Here is a 17,185-nt window from a genome sequence, read left to right as displayed (position 1 = left end):
GGTCTGTTGATGGAAATCCATGGCGCCGGGACGGCCTCCGCCCCGGCGCCCTGACACCCGCGCGCCGGGGGACTCAGGCGGGAAGCAGGGTGAGCAGCTGCTGCGCCTGGGCGCGCAGGGCCTTGTCGTCCCCCTGGAGGACCCGCTCCGCGTGGTGGCGTGCCTGGGCCGGGTCGCTCACGCGCAGCGCCAGCGCCAGGTTGAAGTGCGTGGTGGGGTCCGCGGGATGGGCCTCCAGCACCGGCGCCAGGACGCGCGCCGCGAGCGCCGGGCCTTCCGTGGGGACGTGGTCCAGGTAGTGCACCGCGAGGTCGTTGGCCGCGCCCGTCTCCGTGGGCGCCCGCGCGACGGCCTCCTCCAGCAGCGTGCGCACCCGGGTGCGCTGGCCCGCGATGTCCAGCGCCCGCGCGAGCTGCCGGCGCGCCTCCACCGACTCCGGCTCCCGCTGGAGGACCTCCTCGAAGAGGGGCACGGCCTCCGTCAGCTTGCCGGCGAGCAGCGCGGCCATGGCGTGCAAGCCGATGAAGTTGGGGTTCTCCGGCGCCAGCTGGCGCAGCCGCAGCGCGGCGGCCAGGGCGTTCTGCGGGAGCCCGCCGATGAGCGAGAGGTTGAAGATCTCCTCCCAGAGGACCGCGTCGTCCGGCGCCAGCGTCAGCGCGTCCCGCAGCTCCTGGAGCGCCAGGCCCAGGTCCCCCGTCTCCAGATACGCCCGCGAGCGATCCCACTGCGCGCGGTAGGACTCCTTCACCATCGTGCCCTCAACCCCGGAACATCTTGTGGAACAGCCGCATGAACATGCCCGACTTGGGTGCCGTCTCCGGGCGCCCGGACTGCTGATGCTGCGCCTCCGCCTGGAGGTCCAGCTTCATCTTCAGCTTCTTGATGTCCGGGTCGATTGAAAAGGTACTGAACTCGTCATTGCCCTCCAACGCCGTCTGGACCTTCCGCGCGCGGGATTCGTCATGGCTCATGTCGCGTCTCCTGACCGAACACCGCACCCTAGCACGGTGCGGCAACGCCTCCCCATCCACCCTGCCCCCGTGTCCGCTTGCCCGCACACCCATCCGCACGCGGATAATCCCGCCCATGCGCCGCCCTCCCGTCCTGCGTCCCGTGTCCGCCGCCCTCCTGCTCACGCCGTTCCTCCTGCTCGCCTGCATCCCTGACGGGGACACGGGCGAGCAGCCCCCGGACGCGGGCGCGCAGGACGACGCGGGCACCCAGGGCGACGGCGGAGCCGCTGACGACGCGGGGACGCTGACCCCGTTCGCCACCGACATGCTGGAGGCCCACAACGCGGCCCGCGCCGCCGCGCAGCCCACGCCGTCGCCCGCGCTCAGCCCGCTCACGTGGGACCCGGCCGTGGCGGACGTCGCGCGGAAGTGGGCGGACAACTGCAAGTTCGAGCACAACGCCGGCCGGGGCAACGCGGGGGAGAACATCGCCGCCGCCACGCCGGGCGTCTGGGACACGAAGGGCGCGGTGAAGATCTGGGTGGATGAGGCGGCGGACTACGACTACGCGAAGAACACCTGCGCGTCGGGACAGGTCTGCGGCCACTACACGCAGGTGGTGTGGCGCAACAGCAGCCGCCTGGGCTGCGCCACGAAGCGCTGCACCACGGGCTCGCCCTTCGGCGGGTCGGGCACCTGGGACTTCTGGGTGTGCAACTACGCGCCGCCGGGCAACTACGTGGGCCAGCGCCCCTACTGAGCTTCGGGACGCCGGCCTCGGGACCTCAGGGCCTCAGCGCTTGAGCGTTCGCGCGAGGAACGCGGACGTCTCCGCCCAGGCGGACGCGGCGGCGCGCTCGTCGTAGCGGGGACCGGATGGGTTGGCGAAGGCGTGGTCCGCGTCGTACTCCACGATGCGGCTGCGCACGCCCGCCTCCTCCAGCGCCTTCTCGAAGGCGCGCACCGTCTCCTGGGGGATGGACTTGTCCTTCGTGCCGAAGATGCCCAGCACCTGCGCCTTGATGGTGGAGAGCTTCTCGGGGTCCGTCACCGGGTGGCCGTAGTAGAGGACCGCCGCGCTCAGCTCCGGCACCAGCATGGCGGTCTCCAGCGACCAGCCGCCGCCGAAGCACCAGCCGATGCTGCCGGTGCGAGGGGCCTGGATGCGCGGGTCGCCCTTGAGGAACGCGTGCGCGGCGAGCACCGTCTTCGAGGCCTGGGCGTCATCCACCGCCTTCACGAGCGCGAGCGCCTCCGTGGAGTTGGTGGCCACCTTGCCGTGGTAGAGGTCCACCGCGAGCGCCGCGTAGCCCTCCGCCGCCAGCCGGTCCGTCCAGTGCTGCACGTGCTCGTTGAGGCCCCACCACTCGTGGATGACGATGATGCCGGGCAGGGGCCCCGTCGCGTTCTCCGGCAGGCTCAGGTAGGCCTTGGAGCCGTCGGACAGCGTCACCTCCTGGCCCTTGCGCGCGGGCGCGGCGTCCGTGCGCAGGGTGTGCATGGCCTTGAACTCCTCCTCGGAGACGGCGCCCGTGGGGGACGGCGCGCGCGCCACCTCCGAAGGCTTGCTCGTCGCGCAGGCGCCCAGCATCAGCGCCGCCGCCAACACCCACGTGAGCCGCTTCATGTCTGGCCTCATCGTCGTCCGTGTCCCTTCCGGGTCCGGGCATGGGGACCCGCCTGCGTGCCTTCGCGCGGGCGTAGCGCGGCGGGGGCGGGGGCGCCAGCGCGGCGAGCGGTCCCCTTGAACGCGAAGAGGGCCGGCGCGAGGAAGTGCTCCTCGCGTCCGGCCCTGGGTTCACCGCGCCCGGGGAGCGGGCGCGATGGAGGAAGTGTTGACTACTTGGTCGCCGGGGGCGGCTTCGCGGCCGGAGGCGGCTTGGCGGTCGGGGGCGCCTTGGAGCCGGGGGGCGGGGTCGCGCCCATGCCACCGGGCATGCCCGGAGGAGTCTCGGGGGGCTTCACGATCTCCAGCAGCTCCACGTCGAACACCAGGGCGGCGCCGCCGGGGATGTTCGGGGGCGCGCCGCGGTCGCCGTAGGCGATGTCGGAGGGGCAGGTGAGCTCCGCCTTGCCGCCGACCTTCATCTTCTGGAGGCCCTCGGTCCAGCACTTGATGACGCCCTGGAGCGGGAACTGCGTGGGCTCACCGCGCTTGTAGGAGGAGTCGAACTCCTTGCCGTCCGCGAGCGTGCCCTTGTAGTGCACCTTCACGATGTCGGTGGCCTGGGGCTGGGGACCGGTGCCCGCCTGGGTCTCCTTGTAGACGAGGCCGGACTCGGTCTTCTGGGCGCCGGGCTCCTTGGCCTTCTCCTCCAGGAACTTGGCGGACTTCTCCTTCTCCGCGGTGGCCTTGCGGAGCGAACGCTCGCGGGCGAGCTCCTGGAGCTTGGGACCGTAGGTGTCCAGGTCCACGTCGGACTTCTGGCCGGTCACCTGCGCGGTGAGGCCCGCCTTCACGAACTCCAGCTCCTGCGGGGTCATGTCGAAGACGCCGATGCTGCGGCCGATGGACAGGCCCAGCGCGTAGAACGTCTTCTGCTCCTCGGTCTGAGGAGCGCCGGCGGTGACCGCCGTGGTGGAGCCCGTGGCGCTGGTCTCGCCCGGCTTGGCGCCCTGGCCCTGACACGCCGTCAGGCTCAACATTGCCGCAATCAGGATCGTCTTCTTCATGATGTCGTCGCCTTTCCTTTGGCTCAGCGGCAGCCGACCGCCCGCTGCATGCCCGGGGCGCGGTGTACTACAGAACGCGCCCGGCATCCTCTTGGGAACCGTGCTTTCCCCGGAAGGGGTCCCGGGCAGGTAGGACAACCGGCTGCCTGCCCCTCAACCCGTGGGACGGCCGGGGATTCCCGGCGGGGAAAGCCGGGAGGTGGGGCCCTACCGGGAGGAGCGTCCGCCGAAGGCGGCGTGGGAGACCAGGAGCAGGACGATGGCGCCCAGGATGGCGCCCAGGAACCCGGTGGGCTCGGGGTCCCGCCAGTTGGTGCCCCGCCAGAGGGACGTGAGGAAGCCGCCGACGAAGGCGCCCGCCACGCCCAGGAGCGTGGTGCCGATGCACCCCATGCGCTGGTTCCCCGGCAGCACGGCCCGGGCGATGAGGCCCGCGAAGAAGCCGAAGATGATCCACCCCAACAAGCCCATGACGACCTCCCCGTGCTTCGGGTGAGCCCGCAATCTGGCGCAGGGCGCGTTGGGGCGGAAGTCCGTCTGCGTGTCGCATACGCTGTCGCGCAAGCCATGAGCCTCCTGAGACGTGCCACCCGGGACGACAACGCCGCGCTGCTGGACCTGTTCGGCGACGTGCCCATGACCGGGGACCTGGTGCTCAGCACCCAGCGCTCGCCGGACTACTTCGGCCTCTTCGCCATGCAGCGCGGCGAGGCGGAGGTCTGGGCGCATGGGGAGGCCTCCCGGCTGGACGGCATGGGCGCCATCCACATCCGCGACGGGTGGCTGGAGGGCCGGCCCTGCCGGGTGGGGTACCTGGGCGACCTGCGCACCCGCTTCTCCGCGCGACGCGCCCGGGGGCTCGCCCGGTTCTATGGCCCCGTCCTGGAGGAGACCTCCCAGCGCCTGGGCGTGGACGTCTTCCTCACCGCCGTGATGGCCTCCAACGCCGCCGCGCTCCAGGCCCTGGTGCGCCGGGCCCCCTCCCGCGACGCGCAGCCGCACTACCACCTGATGCGCGCGTTCTCCGCCGTCTCCCTCCAGTTCGTCCTGCGCCGCCGGCCGCGCCCCAGCCCCTACTCCGTGCGCCGGGCCACCGCCGCGGACGTGCCCGCCATGGCCGCGCTGCTGGACGCGGACCACCGCTCGCGCCCCTTCGGCTACCGCTACGACGCCGGGGAGCTGCAGCACCGCTTCGCGCACTGGCCGGGCCTCCGCGTGGAGGACGCGTTCCTCGCGTTCGATGCGTCCGGGCGCCTGGTGGGGTGCACCTCCGCGTGGGACCCCGCCGCCGTGAAGCGCTACCGCGTGCTCGCGTACCGGGGCGCCATGAAGTGGGTGCGCCGGGGCTTCAACGCGCTGGCCACCGTCACCGGGGCGCCGCGCCTGCCCGCGCCCGGCGGCGACTTCCGCTACTTCTACCTCTGCAACACCAGCGTCCCCACGGAGGACCCCGCCGTCTTCCGCGCGCTGCTCGACGCCGTCTACGCCGCGTTCCACGGCCAGGGCTTCCACTTCTTCACCGTGCAGCAGGACGCCAGCGACCCGCTGGCGCCCGCGCTCGAGGGCTTCCTCCAGCGGCGGCTGGACTTCCACCTCTACGCCGTCACGCCCGCGTCGCGCCCCCCCAGGACCTTTCCGGGGGGACGCACCGGCTTTGAGATCTGCCTGCCCTGAGCGCTACACCACGCGCGTCTTCCAACGGCCGCGCTTGAACAGCACGATGCCCAGCACGGACATCGCCGCGAAGGCCACCGGCACCGCGATGTACGCGCCCACCGCGCCCAGGCCCAGCGGCTCCGCCAGCACCCACGCCAGCGGCAGCTCCAGCGCCCAGAGGCAGCCCAGGTCGATGAGCGTGGGCGTCCGGGTGTCCCCCGCGCCGTTGAACGCGGACGTGATGACCATGCCGTACGCGCAGGACAGGAAGCTCAGGCTGAAGATGCGCAGCGCCGTGGCCCCCGCCTCCACCACCGCCGGGTCCGTCGTGAAGGCCCCCAAAAGCGGCGTGGCGAAGAGGAAGAACCCCAGCCCGATGCTGCCCAGCACGATGAGGTTGTAGCGGCCCGCGAGCCACACCGCCCGCTCCCCCCGGTCCGGGTCCCCCGCCCCCATGCTCTGGCCCAGCAGCGTGGAGGCCGCGTTGCCCAGGCCCCACGCGGGCATCAGCGCGAACAGCGTGATGCGGATGGCGATGGTGTAGCCCGCCAGCGCCGTGCTGCCGAACGACGACACGATGCGCACCAGCACCACCCAGCTGGACGTGCTCACCAGCGCCTGCACCATCCCCGCGCCCGACAGCCGGAGCATCGCGAGCATGGTCGCGGGCTCCAGCGCCACGTGCTCGCGCCGCACCTGGAGCCGTCCGTTCGCCCGCGCCAGCCGGAAGAGCTGGTACACCACGCCCGCGCTGCGCCCCAGCGTGGTGGCCCACGCCGCGCCCACCACCCCCATCTGCGGGAAGGGCCCCCACCCGAAGATGAGACACGGGGCGAGCACGATGTTGAGGCCGTTGGCCAGCATCAGCACGCGCATCGCGATGGCCGCGTCGCCCGCGCCCCGGAAGATGGCGTTGATGAGGAAGAGCAGCAGGATGCTCACCACCCCGCCCATCATCACGCGCGTGTAGCCCACGCCGTGCTCCAACACCCAGGGCGAGCCGCCCAGCGCCGCCAGCAGCGGCCGGGCGAAGACGATGCCCGCCACGGCCAGCACCGTGGAGAGGACCAGGCCCAGGCCAATGGCCTGCACCGCCGTGCGCCCCGCCCGCTCCGAGTCCTTCTCTCCGATGCGCCGGGCCACCATCGCCGTGGCGCCGATGCTCAGCCCCATGCCGGCCGCGTAGATGAGGGTGAGGATGGATTCGGTGAGGCCCACCGTGGCCACCGCCTCCGCGCCGAGCCGGCCGACGAAGGCGACGTCCACCACGGCGAACACCGACTCCATGCACATCTCCAGCACCATGGGCACGGCGAGCAGGAAGATGGCGCGCCGGAGGGGCAGCTGCGTCAGGTCCAGCTCCGTGCCGTGCAGGGCCTCCTTCACCAGCGCCCACGGCCCCTTCGACGGAGGCGCGGGGGTTTCGACGGTCCTGTCCACCAGGGGTGTCTCTTGCACGGGGTACAGCCTCCAGATGCGAGGGGACTTCCTACAGCAACGCCGAGGCGGACGCCGCCCACTGGCGCGGCTTCCTACGTCCTCTCCCCACGCCCCCTGACATCAGGAGGTGCCACACCCACCCCCGGTCGCCCGGCGGGCGAGCGTCGAATGCAGGACGGCGGCGTCGTGCCTGGGGACAACATGCCCTTGGGGGAGCGAGGAGTAGCTTGCTGCATCCCGATGAGTCCCTCGTCCGCGACCGCTCCGTCCCCGCCCACCGCGGTGGGTCCTCATTTCACGCTGGCCTCATCCGCGCGCCTGCTGGGCACCACGCAGGTGGGGCCCGGCGCCGTCATCTCCCGGGGGGCGGTCGTGCGCTCGGTGGGAGGCTCCGTGACGCTGGGAGCGTTCTCCACGCTGCGCGAGGACGCGGTGGTGGTGGGCACCCCTGAGCGGCCCGCCTTCATCGGCGAGAAGACCGTGCTGGCCCCCCGCGCGCTGGTGATGGGTGCGCGGGTGGGGGCGCTGTGCGACATCGGCGCCGGGGCCATCCTCATGCCCGGCGTGACGCTGGGCGACCGCTGCCTGGTGGGGGATGGCGCGGTGCTGCCCCCGGGCATGACGGTGCCGGATCAATCCGTGGTGCTGGGCCGGCCCGGCCAGGTGCTGCGGATGCTCTCCACCGAGGACCTGGCCCACCTCCAGCAGCGCCGGGGCGGAGACCTCAGCCTCTCCGCGCCTCCACTGACCTCCTTCTCCGCGCGGGACCGCGCCGAGGACGCCCCCATGGGACAGCTGTACGCCTTCCGCGACCGTCACCCCTTCGTCCACCCCACCGCCACCCTCTTCTCCTCCGCGGAGGTGTCCGGCGACGTCGTCATCGGCGCGGGGGCCATCATTGGCGCGGGGGTGAAGATCACCGGCGACATGAACGGCCCGGTCCGCATTGGCGCGCGGGTGCAGATCCTGGAGAACACGGTGCTGCACCTGCTGCCGGACACCATGCTGGTGTTGGAGGAGGGCGTAGTCGTGGGGCCGGGCTGCGTGCTGCACGCGTGCCAGCTGGGCGCGGGCACGGTGGTGGAGCCCGGCGCCATCCTCTGCGAGGGCAGCCACCTGGGGAAGGGGTGCCACGTGGGCGCCGGCAGCCTGGTGAAGGCGCGCGCGGTGTTCCCGGACTACGCGCTGGTGGAGGGCTTCCCGGCCACGCTGGTGGGCACGCGCACGTCGCCGCCGGAGCCGCCCCGCTGGGTGCTGCGTCCGGAGGACCTGCCGGGCCTGCGGCGGATGGGGTGAGGGGTGTTTGATTGGCCGGAGGCGCTGGGGCATCGTCACGCGCCATGAGTCCGGTTGATTCGGTGGTTGAGATCGCAGGGCCCCTGCTGTTGGGCCTCCTGTGTGGCGCTCTCTTCCGGAAGACCGTGTACCCCCAGGTGCTTCGATGGGCGGGGAGCATGGCCGCGTGGGTGAACAGCCCCGCGAACGCGTTCCTGATCGTCCTGCAAATCGGCGTGTCCCTGGCCGTGGCCGCGGCGTGCCATGACGTGAATGCACCGGTGACGCTGAAGTGGTTGCAGGAGCACATCAGCCTGCCGCGCATCCCGCTCACGCCGGGGCTGCTCCATGGCGCCTTCCTGGTGGCGACCTTCCTCTGCGGGTACTTGCTGGCGAACCTGCCTTCGTCCTCGTCGGAGGAGGATGGGCAGGTCGGCCCGGCCTAGACCCAGAAGACCACGTCGCGCTCCGCGTCCTCGGGACCGGGGCCCCGCGCGCCTTCGCGCAGCCAGCGGCGATACGCCTCGATGTCCGCGTGGTGCAGGTCCGCCTCCGTGCCGGAGTACACGCCGCCTCCGGGGCCATCCATGAGGCCCTGGCGCTGCGTCTCCATGATGACGACGTCCTGCTGGATGACCTGCCGCGTGTACCAGCGCACCAGCGGCGTCAGCGCCCGGCCCACCCACGCGCCCGGCACGTCCACCGGCAGCCGGTAGCTGATCGCCGTGTACACGAGCGTGTCCGTGGGCCCGATGGGCGTGCACTGCGAGTTGATGGCGAAGCCGCTGTCGCCCCACCGGTAGTCCACGCGGGTGACGTTGGGGACGATGAACTCGTCCGTGTGCACCAGCGGCAGGCCGCGCGGGTTGAACAGGCGCCCCAGCCCCGTGAGCGCGTCCTCTTCCTGGTGATAGGTCATCCGCACGCGGCCCGCGTGGCGCTTCACCGTGGAGGGGACCCGCTTGCGCGTGGGGTTCCGGAACCAGCCCCGGTGCACGAAGGACGTGTGCGGCACGTCCATGAAGTTCTCCACCAGGTTCGTCACCCCGTTCGCGAAGCGCGTCACCATGAAGTAGACGGTCCAGCCGCGCTCGCCCCAGTACGGGACGCGGAAGGGCTCCGCGCGGGCCCGCTCGACCTCCTCGCCCAGGTAGACGTAGACGAGCCCATCCTGTTCTCGCGTGGGGAAGCGCGCGAGCCGCCCCAGGTCGCACGGCGCGGGCTTCAGGCCCTCGTGCGCGCAGGCGCCCGCGTCCAGCTTCTCTCCCCGCTGAGGAGGGCCCAGGGCGGGGACCTCCACCACCGCGCCGGACGCGTCGTATACCCAGCCGTGGTACGGGCAGCCGAGGCGCCCGCCGAACACGTCGCCCTTCGACAGCCGCGCGTTGCGATGGAGACAGCGGTCGCGCAGCGCGGTGGGCACACCCTCCGGCCCCCGGAAGAGGACCAGCCCCGTGCCGAACACGGTGCGCGCCAGGGGCCGGTTCGCGGGCAGCTCCGTGGACAGGCACGCCACGTACCAGAAGTCCTTCAGCGCCCCGCAGCGGGAGAGGTCCGCCTCGGACTCCAGGTCCACCGCGGGCACCGGGGCACGGTCGTGAGGCTGTCTCATCGGAGGGAGTCCCCGCGTGTCATGAGTGGGGCCGTGCGACGCGGCCCGGTGGAGTGGTTCACGGCGTCCCCCTGGCGAACCAGTCCGTCCAGCCCGGCTCGCGGTGCAGGTCCACGGGCTTGATGTTCCCCGCGCGCTGTCCCAGGTGGATGCACCGGGCCTCGTAGCGCCGGGCCCCGTGCGTCACGCGCACGGCGCGCACCGGGCCGAGCTGCCCCAGCTCGCGCGCATAGCGGTAATGGTGGCCTTCGCCCAGCGCGCGCTCCACGGCCACCGCCGTGGCCTCCAGCCGCGCGTCCGGCGCGTCCGACTCCAGGAAGAGGCGGTAGGCCGGCGGGCTCCCCCACTCCGGTGCGAGCATGGCGAAGACCGGACGCGGGGTGCCCAGCGCGGCATCCAGCACCGTGCCCGCTCGCGCGGCGGAGAGCTTCTCGCCCACGAGGTCCGTCACCGCGTCCGCGCGCCCCATGAAGCGCAGGCAGGGCGTCGCGTGCACGAACCCCTCCACGCGGACGAGGTCCCCCAGCCGGTAGCGCAGCAGCCCACCGGACGTGGAGAGGAGTACCGCATGGGTGCGGCCCACCGTCAGCTCGTGCGCCAGGAGCGGGCGCGCGGCCGGACGCTCTGGATCCGCGAACTCGAGGAAGTGGCTCCGCACCGCGAGCACCGGCGCGGGTGCCTCGAAGAGCGGCAGGGTGATGACGCCCTCCGTGGCGAGCAGCCCCTTGCCCTGCACCTCCACGCCCTCGAAGCGCTGGCATGCGGCGGCCACGGCGTGCGCCGCCTGGGCATCCGTCCACATGCTCAAGAGCGCGAGCCCCGGCCAGAGCGGGCGCGCGGAAGACAATCCCTCTCGCAGGACGGCGCGCAGCACCCGGGCCCGGGGAGCGTCCCGTGTGCCCTGGAGCCCTCGCACGAGCGCGTCCCAGGCGGATGGGCCCAGCCCTTCCACATGGCCAGGGGGACGCAAGGTGCCCTGCTCCAGGTCCTCCACCAGCCGATCCCCGTGCCGCTCCAGCGCATCCAGCAGCAACGTGAGGAAGCTGGGATTCCACACGCTGATCAACGACAGGTTCGCGCACCGCACGAGGAACCACAGCGTCACGTAGCGGCACGTCTCCACATGCGGGGCCTGCCCCACCGCGCCCGGCACCGCGAAGACGCGCGAGAGCAGCGGCTGCAATGGACGCGGGAACCACGCGCTGTCCTCCGCCGAGCCCACCGGGATGCCTCCGGACGTCCGGTGTTGTTCGCGGCCCAGGGGGGAGATGGACCAGTAGCTGGGGCCCTCGCGCACGGCGGGGCGGCGCAGGAGCACTTCGTGCAGCATGGGTGCGAGCGCGCTCTGGAATTCGCCCAGCAGCCCCCGGGTGATGGGCACCGGCTTGGATGCGCCGGAGGAGCCGCCCGAGAGTTCGAAGCGCAGCACGGGTTCGCGCGTGAGCACCCGCGCTTCGCCCCTCGCGATGCGCTCCACATCCGCCGCCAGGGCATCCGGCGTGGAGACCGGCACCGCGTCCTGGAACTCCCGTGCGGTCCGGATGCGTCCGAAGCCCGCCACCCGGTCCGCCTGCGCCGTGCCGCCCACCGCGCCGAGGACACGCGTCAGGCACTCCGCCTGGGCCGCCTCCGGCTTCCGCAGCGCGTGACGGAAGCGCAGCGCGGACGGGGACAGCGCGGCCATCGTCGCCGTGAGCATTCCTCGCGAGGTCAGCACCGCGCAGCCTCCGAGGAAGCCCCTGGCTTCACGGCCGGAGCGCGCACGTCACGCATCCCCATGGCCCCTCGCCCCTTCGCGGTGGGCAGCGCGTGCGAGCCTTCGCATGTCACGTCCCCACGCGGATCCGCGACGCGTCGCGCTCGCGGCGGGCCCAGCGCCGAAGCTGCCCCCACACGCTGCGCCCCAGCGCCCTCGCCAGGTCCCAGCCGCGGATCTCCACCAGACACACCAGCTCCTCGCCCTCGCCGTGGCCCGGGTTGCGCTCCGCGAAGTAGGCGATGTGTGGGTGCGCCGCCGCGTCGCGGTCGATGGGCGAGACACCATCGCGCACCCGGTAGTGCGCCCCGTCGAAGCGCAGCGTGCCTCGCGCCGCGTCGTACTGCGCGCCGAACCACCGCGCCGCCAGCGCGTGCAGGAACGCGGCTCGCCCTTCCGGTGGCGTCCAGTCCCTCCGGGGATGCGTGCGCGGGAAGTAGTTCACCGCCAGCAGGTACGTCTTGTAACCGCCGGACAGCAGCAACCAGTACAGCGGCTTCCATGGCCGCCGCAGCTTGCGCGCGAGCAGCAGTCGGCCGAACACCACCTGCAACGTCTTGTGGCCCCACCAGTCCGGGTGGATGACCGTGTCTCCCGAGTACAGCACCTCCACGCCCTCCTCCTCCGCCACCCGCACCGTGCTGAACCCCACCAGCTCCCCCGTGCGCCGCGCGCGCAGCAGGAACACCCACTGCTTCGCGTCCAGGTCCGCCTGGAAGCGGTCCGCGCTCACGCCCACGTAGCAGCACTGCATCAGCGCCAGCATCCGCGCCCGCGTGCCGGCGTCCAGGGCCTCGCGCCGCACCGTGGTGCCCTTCATCGCGGAGAACATCGGCTCAGGGCCCTCCCCGCGACGCCGTGGGCGCGGGCGGCTGCCGCACCTCCTGGTAGCGATCCACCTCCAACGTCACCTCCTGCGGCGGTGCGCCGTACCAGTGGATGGTGGCCTTCACCGGCCCCGCGTGGCGGCCCAACCCGAAGTGCAGCCGGGGGTCGGCGGACGCGGAGAAGCCGCCCATCAACCCCACCTCGCGCACCTGCTCCACGCGCTTGCCGTCCTCGTCGTAGGAGAGGACCACGCGCGTGCCCACCGCGCTCCGGTGCGTGCGCTGGCCGTCGCCCACCAGCGACAGGCCCACGAAGTGCGCGTCCGGCTTCGAGTCCGTGGCGCTGGCGCGCAGCGTGTTGCGGTACAGCGACACCGGCGCGTGCTGGTTGGTGATGAGCACGTCCAGGTCCCCGTCGTCGTCCAGGTCCGCCATCAGCACGCCGCGCGAGTTGTCCGGCGCCTCGATGCCGGCCTCCTTCGCCACGTCCACGAAGTGCCCCGGACGCGCGTCCCCCAGGTTGAGGTACACGCGGCGGGCCTCGTTCGGATAGAGCACCCGGCCCCGGATGTCGCCCCACTTGTCCGCGTACGTGTGCACCTCCGGACCGGACTGCATCAGCTTGTGGTTCACGTACCAGTAGTCGTTGCGCTGACCCTCCGGGATGCGCCACTTCGGCGCGTCCAGGCGCGCGTCCACCATGCCGTTGGCCTGCACCAGGTCCGGCCACCCGTCGTCATCCAGGTCCCCCGCCGCCGCGCCCCATCCGAAGCGCCGCTCGTTCAACGCGCCCCGGAAGGTGGCCTCGTCCTTGAAACTGGGGACGAACGCGTCCTCGCCCGGGCCCACCATCCACAGCAGGCTGCCCTCCGCCTGGAGCGCGTGGTGCACGTTGGACACGTACACGTCCAGCCAGCCGTTGCGGTCGAAGTCCGCCACGCTCGCGTTCATCCCCTTGTACGTGTCGCGGCCAATCTCCCCGAAGCGCTGGCCCACGAGGTGGCGGAAGTGGCGCCCGCCCTCGTTGAGGTAGATGTCGTCCGGCCCGAAGTCGTTGGCCACGTAGAGGTCCGTCCACCCGTCGTGGTTCAGGTCCACCGTGCTCACCGCGAGCGACCAGTGCGTCTCACCCAGGCCCAGCGCCTCCACATCCTGCTTCTCGAACGTGCCGTCGCCGCGCCCCCGATAGAGCGCGTTGCGCCCGCCGTTGTTCGCGTTGTGCCAGCCGTCATGCATGAAGCGCAGCATCCGCCGGTCGCCCTCGTACTCCGGCGCGGGGAGCTGGAAGAGGTTGAGCGGCGTGGGCGCCGGGTAGTCCGGCAGGTGTGTCGTCATCGCGTTGAGCACCAGCAGGTCCAGGTGCCCGTCCCGGTCGTAGTCCAGGAAGGTGAGCCCCAGGCTCACCGCGTGGTCCGTCACGCCCGCCGCCTCCGTCACGTCCTCGAAGCTCGCGGTGCCCGTCTCGCGCAGCATGTTGCGCAAGAGGCGCACCGGCCCGAAGGCCACCGCCACCGCGAGGTCCAGGTCGCCGTCCCCGTCCCAGTCCACGAACGTCCCACCGCCCGCCAGCCCCTCTTCCTTGTAGCGGGTGGCGAAGCGCTCCAGCGCGGGCACGTCGACGCGCTCGAAGCGCAGGTCGCCCAGGTTGCGGTACAGGCCCGCGTGGTGCTCCGGCGTGCCCAGCGGGTGGGTGAGGAACAGGTCCAGCCGGCCGTCCCCGTCGAAGTCCCCGGTGGCCACCGCGTCCCCCACCGCGACCAGCCACTTGGCGACGTGGGCCACGCGCGGATCCAGCTCCTCCAGCGTGTGCCCCATCGTGGAGGACAGCCCCGCCCGCGTGACGTCCTGCGCGTCCAGGTGGAACGCGAGCGGCGCCGAGCGCTGCCCCTGCGCCGCCAGCACCCCGTGGCCCAGGGCCAACACCGCGCCGAGCCCGCCCACCACGCCCACGCGCCGGAGCCGGTCCGGGGACAGGAGCTGGCGCGCGGACGCGCCCCGGGTGCGCCACAGCTCGCGCGCGTGCATGAACACGAAGCGGCAGGTGGCCACGGTGAGCGCCGCGTAGAAGAACGTATAGACGCTCTCCTTCAGGTGCAGCACCAGGTCCACGCAGGTGATGGCCAGCGCGAGCAGCACCTGCCCCTTGCGCGTCCCCGGGGACGTGGCCGGGTCGGTGAGCATGTAGAAGACGAAGATGAAGAACGAGGGCGCGCCCAGCGTGCCCAGGAACAGCACCTCCGGCGGCAGGTGGTGGCGGAGGATGAACGCGCGCAGCGCCGTCTGGAGCGCGTAGAAGCCCAGGAAGCTGACCACCAGCCAGCCCCGGCCCACGCGGAAGAAGAACAGCACCAGCGCCGCCATCACGATGAAGGCCGACAGCGCCACCTCGCCGTTGGCCCACTGGTAGGCGGGCGCCGCGGTGATGAGCTCGCGCGTGACGAGCAGCGACACCGCCACCGCGAACATCGACGGGTTGAAGACGTGCCGCCCCTGGAAGGTCAGCACGTACTTGGAGCCGATGGCCAGCCACACCGGCAGCCACAAGAGCGTGCTCGCGTGCGAGTAGTTCAGCAGCAGCGCCAGCGAGCAGCAGGAGATGTACGCGGAGAGCGGCACCACCTTCTGGCGCTTGAGCACCCAGCCCAGGGCCGCGTCCAGCAGCGTGCCGGAGACGACCAGGAAGGCCATCTGCCCGGGGCTCCGGTTGAAGCCGAAGAAGGTGAAGCCCAGCACGCCGTAGAGGGTGAGCAGCGCCGCGAAGGGGAGCCTCGGGTCGTTCCAGCGGGGGAACGTCCAGCCGCCCCACTCCACGCGCGTGCCCGCGAGGGCCGGCGTCGTCGGCGCATCCACACTCATGATTGACCGTCCCGGTGCACGCGCGGAGCGTGCCGCGCCCGTCTCCGGGTGTCCAATCTCCACGAGGGTTGCATCCAGCGCCCATGCGTGGAGTCCTGGTCCCTCGTGAGCGCCCACCCGTCCCCTTCCCTGCCACGCCGCGCGGCGGTGCCGCGTGCGCTGCTCGTCGCGTCCACGCCCGCCGGGCTGCTTCGCCTGGCGGCGCAGGAGTGGACGGGGATGGCCCTGGGGTGGGGAGTCATGGCGTGGGCTCCGGTGCTCGCGCCGCTGGCGGTGCTCGTCGTCGCGGGACGGCTGCACGCGCTGGGCGTGCTGCTTCATGACGCGGTCCACCTGCCCGTGCGAACCCGCGAGTGGCGACTGTGTCTGCTGGAGGCCGTGGCGGGATACCCGATCGCCTCCACGCTGGCGGCGATGCGCTACCACCACCTGCGCCACCACCGCGACGCGGGCCTGCCCACGGACCCCTACCGCAAGCCTCCGGATGGCGGCCGGCTGCGCACGGCGTGGCGGTGGCTGCTGCTCCTGGGCGTGATTCCGGGCTGGGTGCTGCGCGGGCCGGTGGGGCTCTGCGCGTGGGCCGTGCCCGCGCTGCGCACGCGGTATGCGCGCGTGTTCCTCCAGGACCGCTCCGGGCGGGACCTCACGCGGGACGCGGAGGTGCTCGCGTGCGCTCGCGCGGAGGTGGGGCAGGTGCTGTTCCACCTGGGCGTGGTGGCGCTGGCGGTGCGGTGGCCCTCCCAGGTGCTGTGGGGATATGGGCTGCCGTTGCTGGTGGCGTCGGGGTTCAACGCGTACCGGCTGCTCGCCGAGCACACCGCCGTGCCCGCGCACGGCCGCTCGCTGGAGGACGTGTTCGCGTGCACACGGGACCACGGGCTCGGCTGGCTGGGGCGGCTGGGCCTGGCGCCGCGGCACGTGGGGCTGCACGTGGTGCATCACCTGCATCCGCATGTCGCGCTCACGCACCTGCCGCGGCTTCGCGCGTGGTACGTCGAGCGGTTTCCCGACCACTATCCCCGGACCCGCGCCTCCTGATGCTCTCTGCCTCGACCCGTGTGTGTCTGGTGTTGGCGTTGCTCGCGTGCGCGGGCGCGGCGGTGGGGTTCCGGCGCCGGCAGAACGCGGGGGGCGGGCGGGGAGGACGCATCTCCGGGCCCAAGCTGGCGTGGCTGCTGTACGCGGTCTTCCTCTGGTTCCTGGTGTGCCCGCTGGTGGCGCTGGATCCGGCGGTGCCGGCGGAGGCGCGCATCGTGCTGGGGGCCTTCGCGGTGTCCATGTGGCTGCGCGGGGGCGCGGAGCTCTACATGCTCTATGTGTCGCGCAACTGGCGGCCTCCGTACGGCGTGGGCCACGACCTGGGGTGTATCGGGTTGGTGGGGGTGGGGCTGATGCTCACGGGCGAGAAGTGGGCGGGGGCGCTCACGGGCCGGGATGCGTGGGCGCTGGGGCTCGTGGGGCTGGTGTTGGTGAGCCTGGGGGTGGAGGTGGCCTACGCGGCGCTGTTCCACCGGGCCGTGGAGGGACGCACCACGGGCGAGGATGGCGTGTGGTTCGCGGACGCGGAGCAGGCGCGCTTCCGCCGCATCAACCGGCTCACGCTGGCGCTCAACGTGCCGCTGTACGCGGCGCTCGCCGTGCTGCTGGTGCTGGGGATGCGGTGACGGCGACGTCCGCGGCGCCGCTCAGCTCGGGAGCGCCGCGCTCATGCCCACGTCCCCGTAGAGCAGCCAGCTGCGCGCCGCGCCCTCCTGCCAGAAGCGCCGGAGGATCTTGTCCGTCCCGCTTCCCGACGCCACCCGGTTCAGCTGCAGCGCGACGATCTGGTTCTCCACCAGCTCCGCCACCCGCGTCACCCCGGAGCGCAGGCCGTACTCCTGCACCCGGCGGATGAGGTCCGCGGCCTCCGGTGACGCGGGACGGAACGTGCGCAGGTCCGCTTCGATCTTGATGGCATGCCCCGCCACCGCATCCGTCGCCGCCCGCAGGTCCACCACGAACCGCTCCATCTCCTCCAACCGGATGTAGCCCTCCAACGCGAAGCTCACGATGGACGCTGCTCGGTCCACGTCGATTCGATACATCGGGCCCCCCCTTGGTGAGGCTGCGGCAATCCGTTTTCGCGCATCCGGCTCGC

17 protein-coding genes are annotated in these 17,185 nt (G+C 72.3%); 6 read left to right on the top strand and 11 right to left on the bottom strand.

The window, feature by feature from the left end:
* Positions 1–73 precede the first annotated feature (73 nt).
* Together GTY96_RS14790 and GTY96_RS14785 are read right to left on the bottom strand one after the other, a co-directional pair.
* A complete protein-coding gene (locus tag GTY96_RS14790; RefSeq protein ID WP_161665063.1) occupies positions 74–751 on the bottom strand; it encodes a tetratricopeptide repeat protein in 678 nt (225 codons plus the stop codon).
* Positions 752–758: 7 nt separating this feature from the next.
* Positions 759–971: a hypothetical protein gene (locus GTY96_RS14785; RefSeq protein WP_143903545.1), complete on the bottom strand. Its 213-nt coding sequence runs from the start codon at positions 969–971 to the stop codon at positions 759–761.
* A gap of 115 nt (positions 972–1,086) precedes the next feature.
* Here GTY96_RS14785 and GTY96_RS14780 point away from each other — a divergent pair, with 115 nt between their 5' ends.
* Positions 1,087–1,713 (top strand): CAP domain-containing protein, encoded by a 627-nt coding sequence (locus GTY96_RS14780; protein WP_143903543.1) that lies wholly within the window; start codon positions 1,087–1,089, stop codon positions 1,711–1,713.
* A 33-nt stretch (positions 1,714–1,746) separates the two neighbouring features.
* Here GTY96_RS14780 and GTY96_RS14775 read toward each other — a convergent pair whose 3' ends face one another.
* The 3 genes from GTY96_RS14775 to GTY96_RS14765 all read right to left on the bottom strand — a co-directional run bounded on the left by GTY96_RS14775 (position 1,747) and on the right by GTY96_RS14765 (position 4,190).
* Positions 1,747–2,580: a dienelactone hydrolase family protein gene (locus GTY96_RS14775; protein ID WP_161665062.1), complete on the bottom strand. Its 834-nt coding sequence runs from the start codon at positions 2,578–2,580 to the stop codon at positions 1,747–1,749.
* Between the two features lie 212 nt (positions 2,581–2,792).
* The gene (locus GTY96_RS14770; protein ID WP_161665061.1) at positions 2,793–3,626 is read right to left on the bottom strand and encodes an FKBP-type peptidyl-prolyl cis-trans isomerase; all 834 of its coding nucleotides are present in this window, start codon (positions 3,624–3,626) and stop codon (positions 2,793–2,795) included.
* A 207-nt stretch (positions 3,627–3,833) separates the two neighbouring features.
* Positions 3,834–4,190 (bottom strand): GlsB/YeaQ/YmgE family stress response membrane protein, encoded by a 357-nt coding sequence (locus GTY96_RS14765; RefSeq protein WP_328700880.1) that lies wholly within the window; start codon positions 4,188–4,190, stop codon positions 3,834–3,836.
* A 3-nt stretch (positions 4,191–4,193) separates the two neighbouring features.
* Here GTY96_RS14765 and GTY96_RS14760 point away from each other — a divergent pair, with 3 nt between their 5' ends.
* A complete protein-coding gene (locus tag GTY96_RS14760) occupies positions 4,194–5,300 on the top strand; it encodes a GNAT family N-acetyltransferase (RefSeq protein ID WP_161665060.1) in 1,107 nt (368 codons plus the stop codon).
* A 3-nt stretch (positions 5,301–5,303) separates the two neighbouring features.
* Here the strand turns inward: GTY96_RS14760 and GTY96_RS14755 are convergent, their stop codons facing one another.
* Entirely contained in the window at positions 5,304–6,740 is a 1,437-nt protein-coding gene (locus GTY96_RS14755; RefSeq protein WP_328700879.1) for an MATE family efflux transporter, read from the bottom strand.
* A 222-nt stretch (positions 6,741–6,962) separates the two neighbouring features.
* Between GTY96_RS14755 and GTY96_RS14750 the strand changes: the two genes are divergently transcribed.
* Positions 6,963–8,018 carry a DapH/DapD/GlmU-related protein gene (locus GTY96_RS14750; protein ID WP_143903534.1) on the top strand — a complete coding sequence of 352 codons (1,056 nt, stop codon included), beginning with the start codon at positions 6,963–6,965 and terminating at the stop codon, positions 8,016–8,018.
* A gap of 62 nt (positions 8,019–8,080) precedes the next feature.
* A complete protein-coding gene (locus GTY96_RS14745; RefSeq protein ID WP_161665059.1) occupies positions 8,081–8,443 on the top strand; it encodes a hypothetical protein in 363 nt (120 codons plus the stop codon).
* Here GTY96_RS14745 and GTY96_RS14740 read toward each other — a convergent pair.
* The 4 genes from GTY96_RS14740 to GTY96_RS14725 form a co-directional block, all read right to left on the bottom strand.
* Positions 8,440–9,609 carry an aromatic ring-hydroxylating oxygenase subunit alpha gene (locus GTY96_RS14740; RefSeq protein ID WP_161665058.1) on the bottom strand — a complete coding sequence of 390 codons (1,170 nt, stop codon included), beginning with the start codon at positions 9,607–9,609 and terminating at the stop codon, positions 8,440–8,442. The genes GTY96_RS14745 and GTY96_RS14740 overlap by 4 nt on opposite strands.
* A 58-nt stretch (positions 9,610–9,667) precedes the next feature.
* Positions 9,668–11,308 (bottom strand): GH3 family domain-containing protein, encoded by a 1,641-nt coding sequence (locus GTY96_RS14735; protein ID WP_161665228.1) that lies wholly within the window; start codon positions 11,306–11,308, stop codon positions 9,668–9,670.
* Positions 11,309–11,435: 127 nt separating this feature from the next.
* Positions 11,436–12,197: a hypothetical protein gene (locus GTY96_RS14730; RefSeq protein WP_161665057.1), complete on the bottom strand. Its 762-nt coding sequence runs from the start codon at positions 12,195–12,197 to the stop codon at positions 11,436–11,438.
* 4 nt (positions 12,198–12,201) lie between these two features.
* On the bottom strand, positions 12,202–15,048 hold the full coding sequence (locus GTY96_RS14725) for an FG-GAP-like repeat-containing protein (RefSeq protein WP_143903526.1): 2,847 nt from the start codon (positions 15,046–15,048) through the stop codon (positions 12,202–12,204).
* Positions 15,049–15,153: 105 nt separating this feature from the next.
* Here GTY96_RS14725 and GTY96_RS14720 point away from each other — a divergent pair, with 105 nt between their 5' ends.
* Both GTY96_RS14720 and GTY96_RS14715 read left to right on the top strand, forming a co-directional pair.
* Complete coding sequence (locus tag GTY96_RS14720) at positions 15,154–16,086, top strand: fatty acid desaturase (RefSeq protein WP_161665056.1); 933 nt, start codon at positions 15,154–15,156, stop codon at positions 16,084–16,086.
* On the top strand, positions 16,086–16,712 hold the full coding sequence (locus GTY96_RS14715; RefSeq protein ID WP_143903522.1) for a hypothetical protein: 627 nt from the start codon (positions 16,086–16,088) through the stop codon (positions 16,710–16,712). The genes GTY96_RS14720 and GTY96_RS14715 overlap by 1 nt, the downstream gene beginning before the upstream one ends.
* A 21-nt stretch (positions 16,713–16,733) precedes the next feature.
* On the opposite strand, the gene GTY96_RS14710 is transcribed toward GTY96_RS14715, so the two are convergent.
* Positions 16,734–17,132, bottom strand: coding sequence for an STAS/SEC14 domain-containing protein (locus GTY96_RS14710; RefSeq protein WP_143903520.1), 399 nt, complete (start codon positions 17,130–17,132; stop codon positions 16,734–16,736).
* Between the last annotated feature and the right edge of the window lie 53 nt (positions 17,133–17,185).

This window comes from Corallococcus silvisoli (assembly GCF_009909145.1).
Taxonomy (GTDB): Bacteria; Myxococcota; Myxococcia; order Myxococcales; family Myxococcaceae; genus Corallococcus; species Corallococcus silvisoli.
This window is presented reverse-complemented; position numbering and strand designations above follow the sequence as displayed.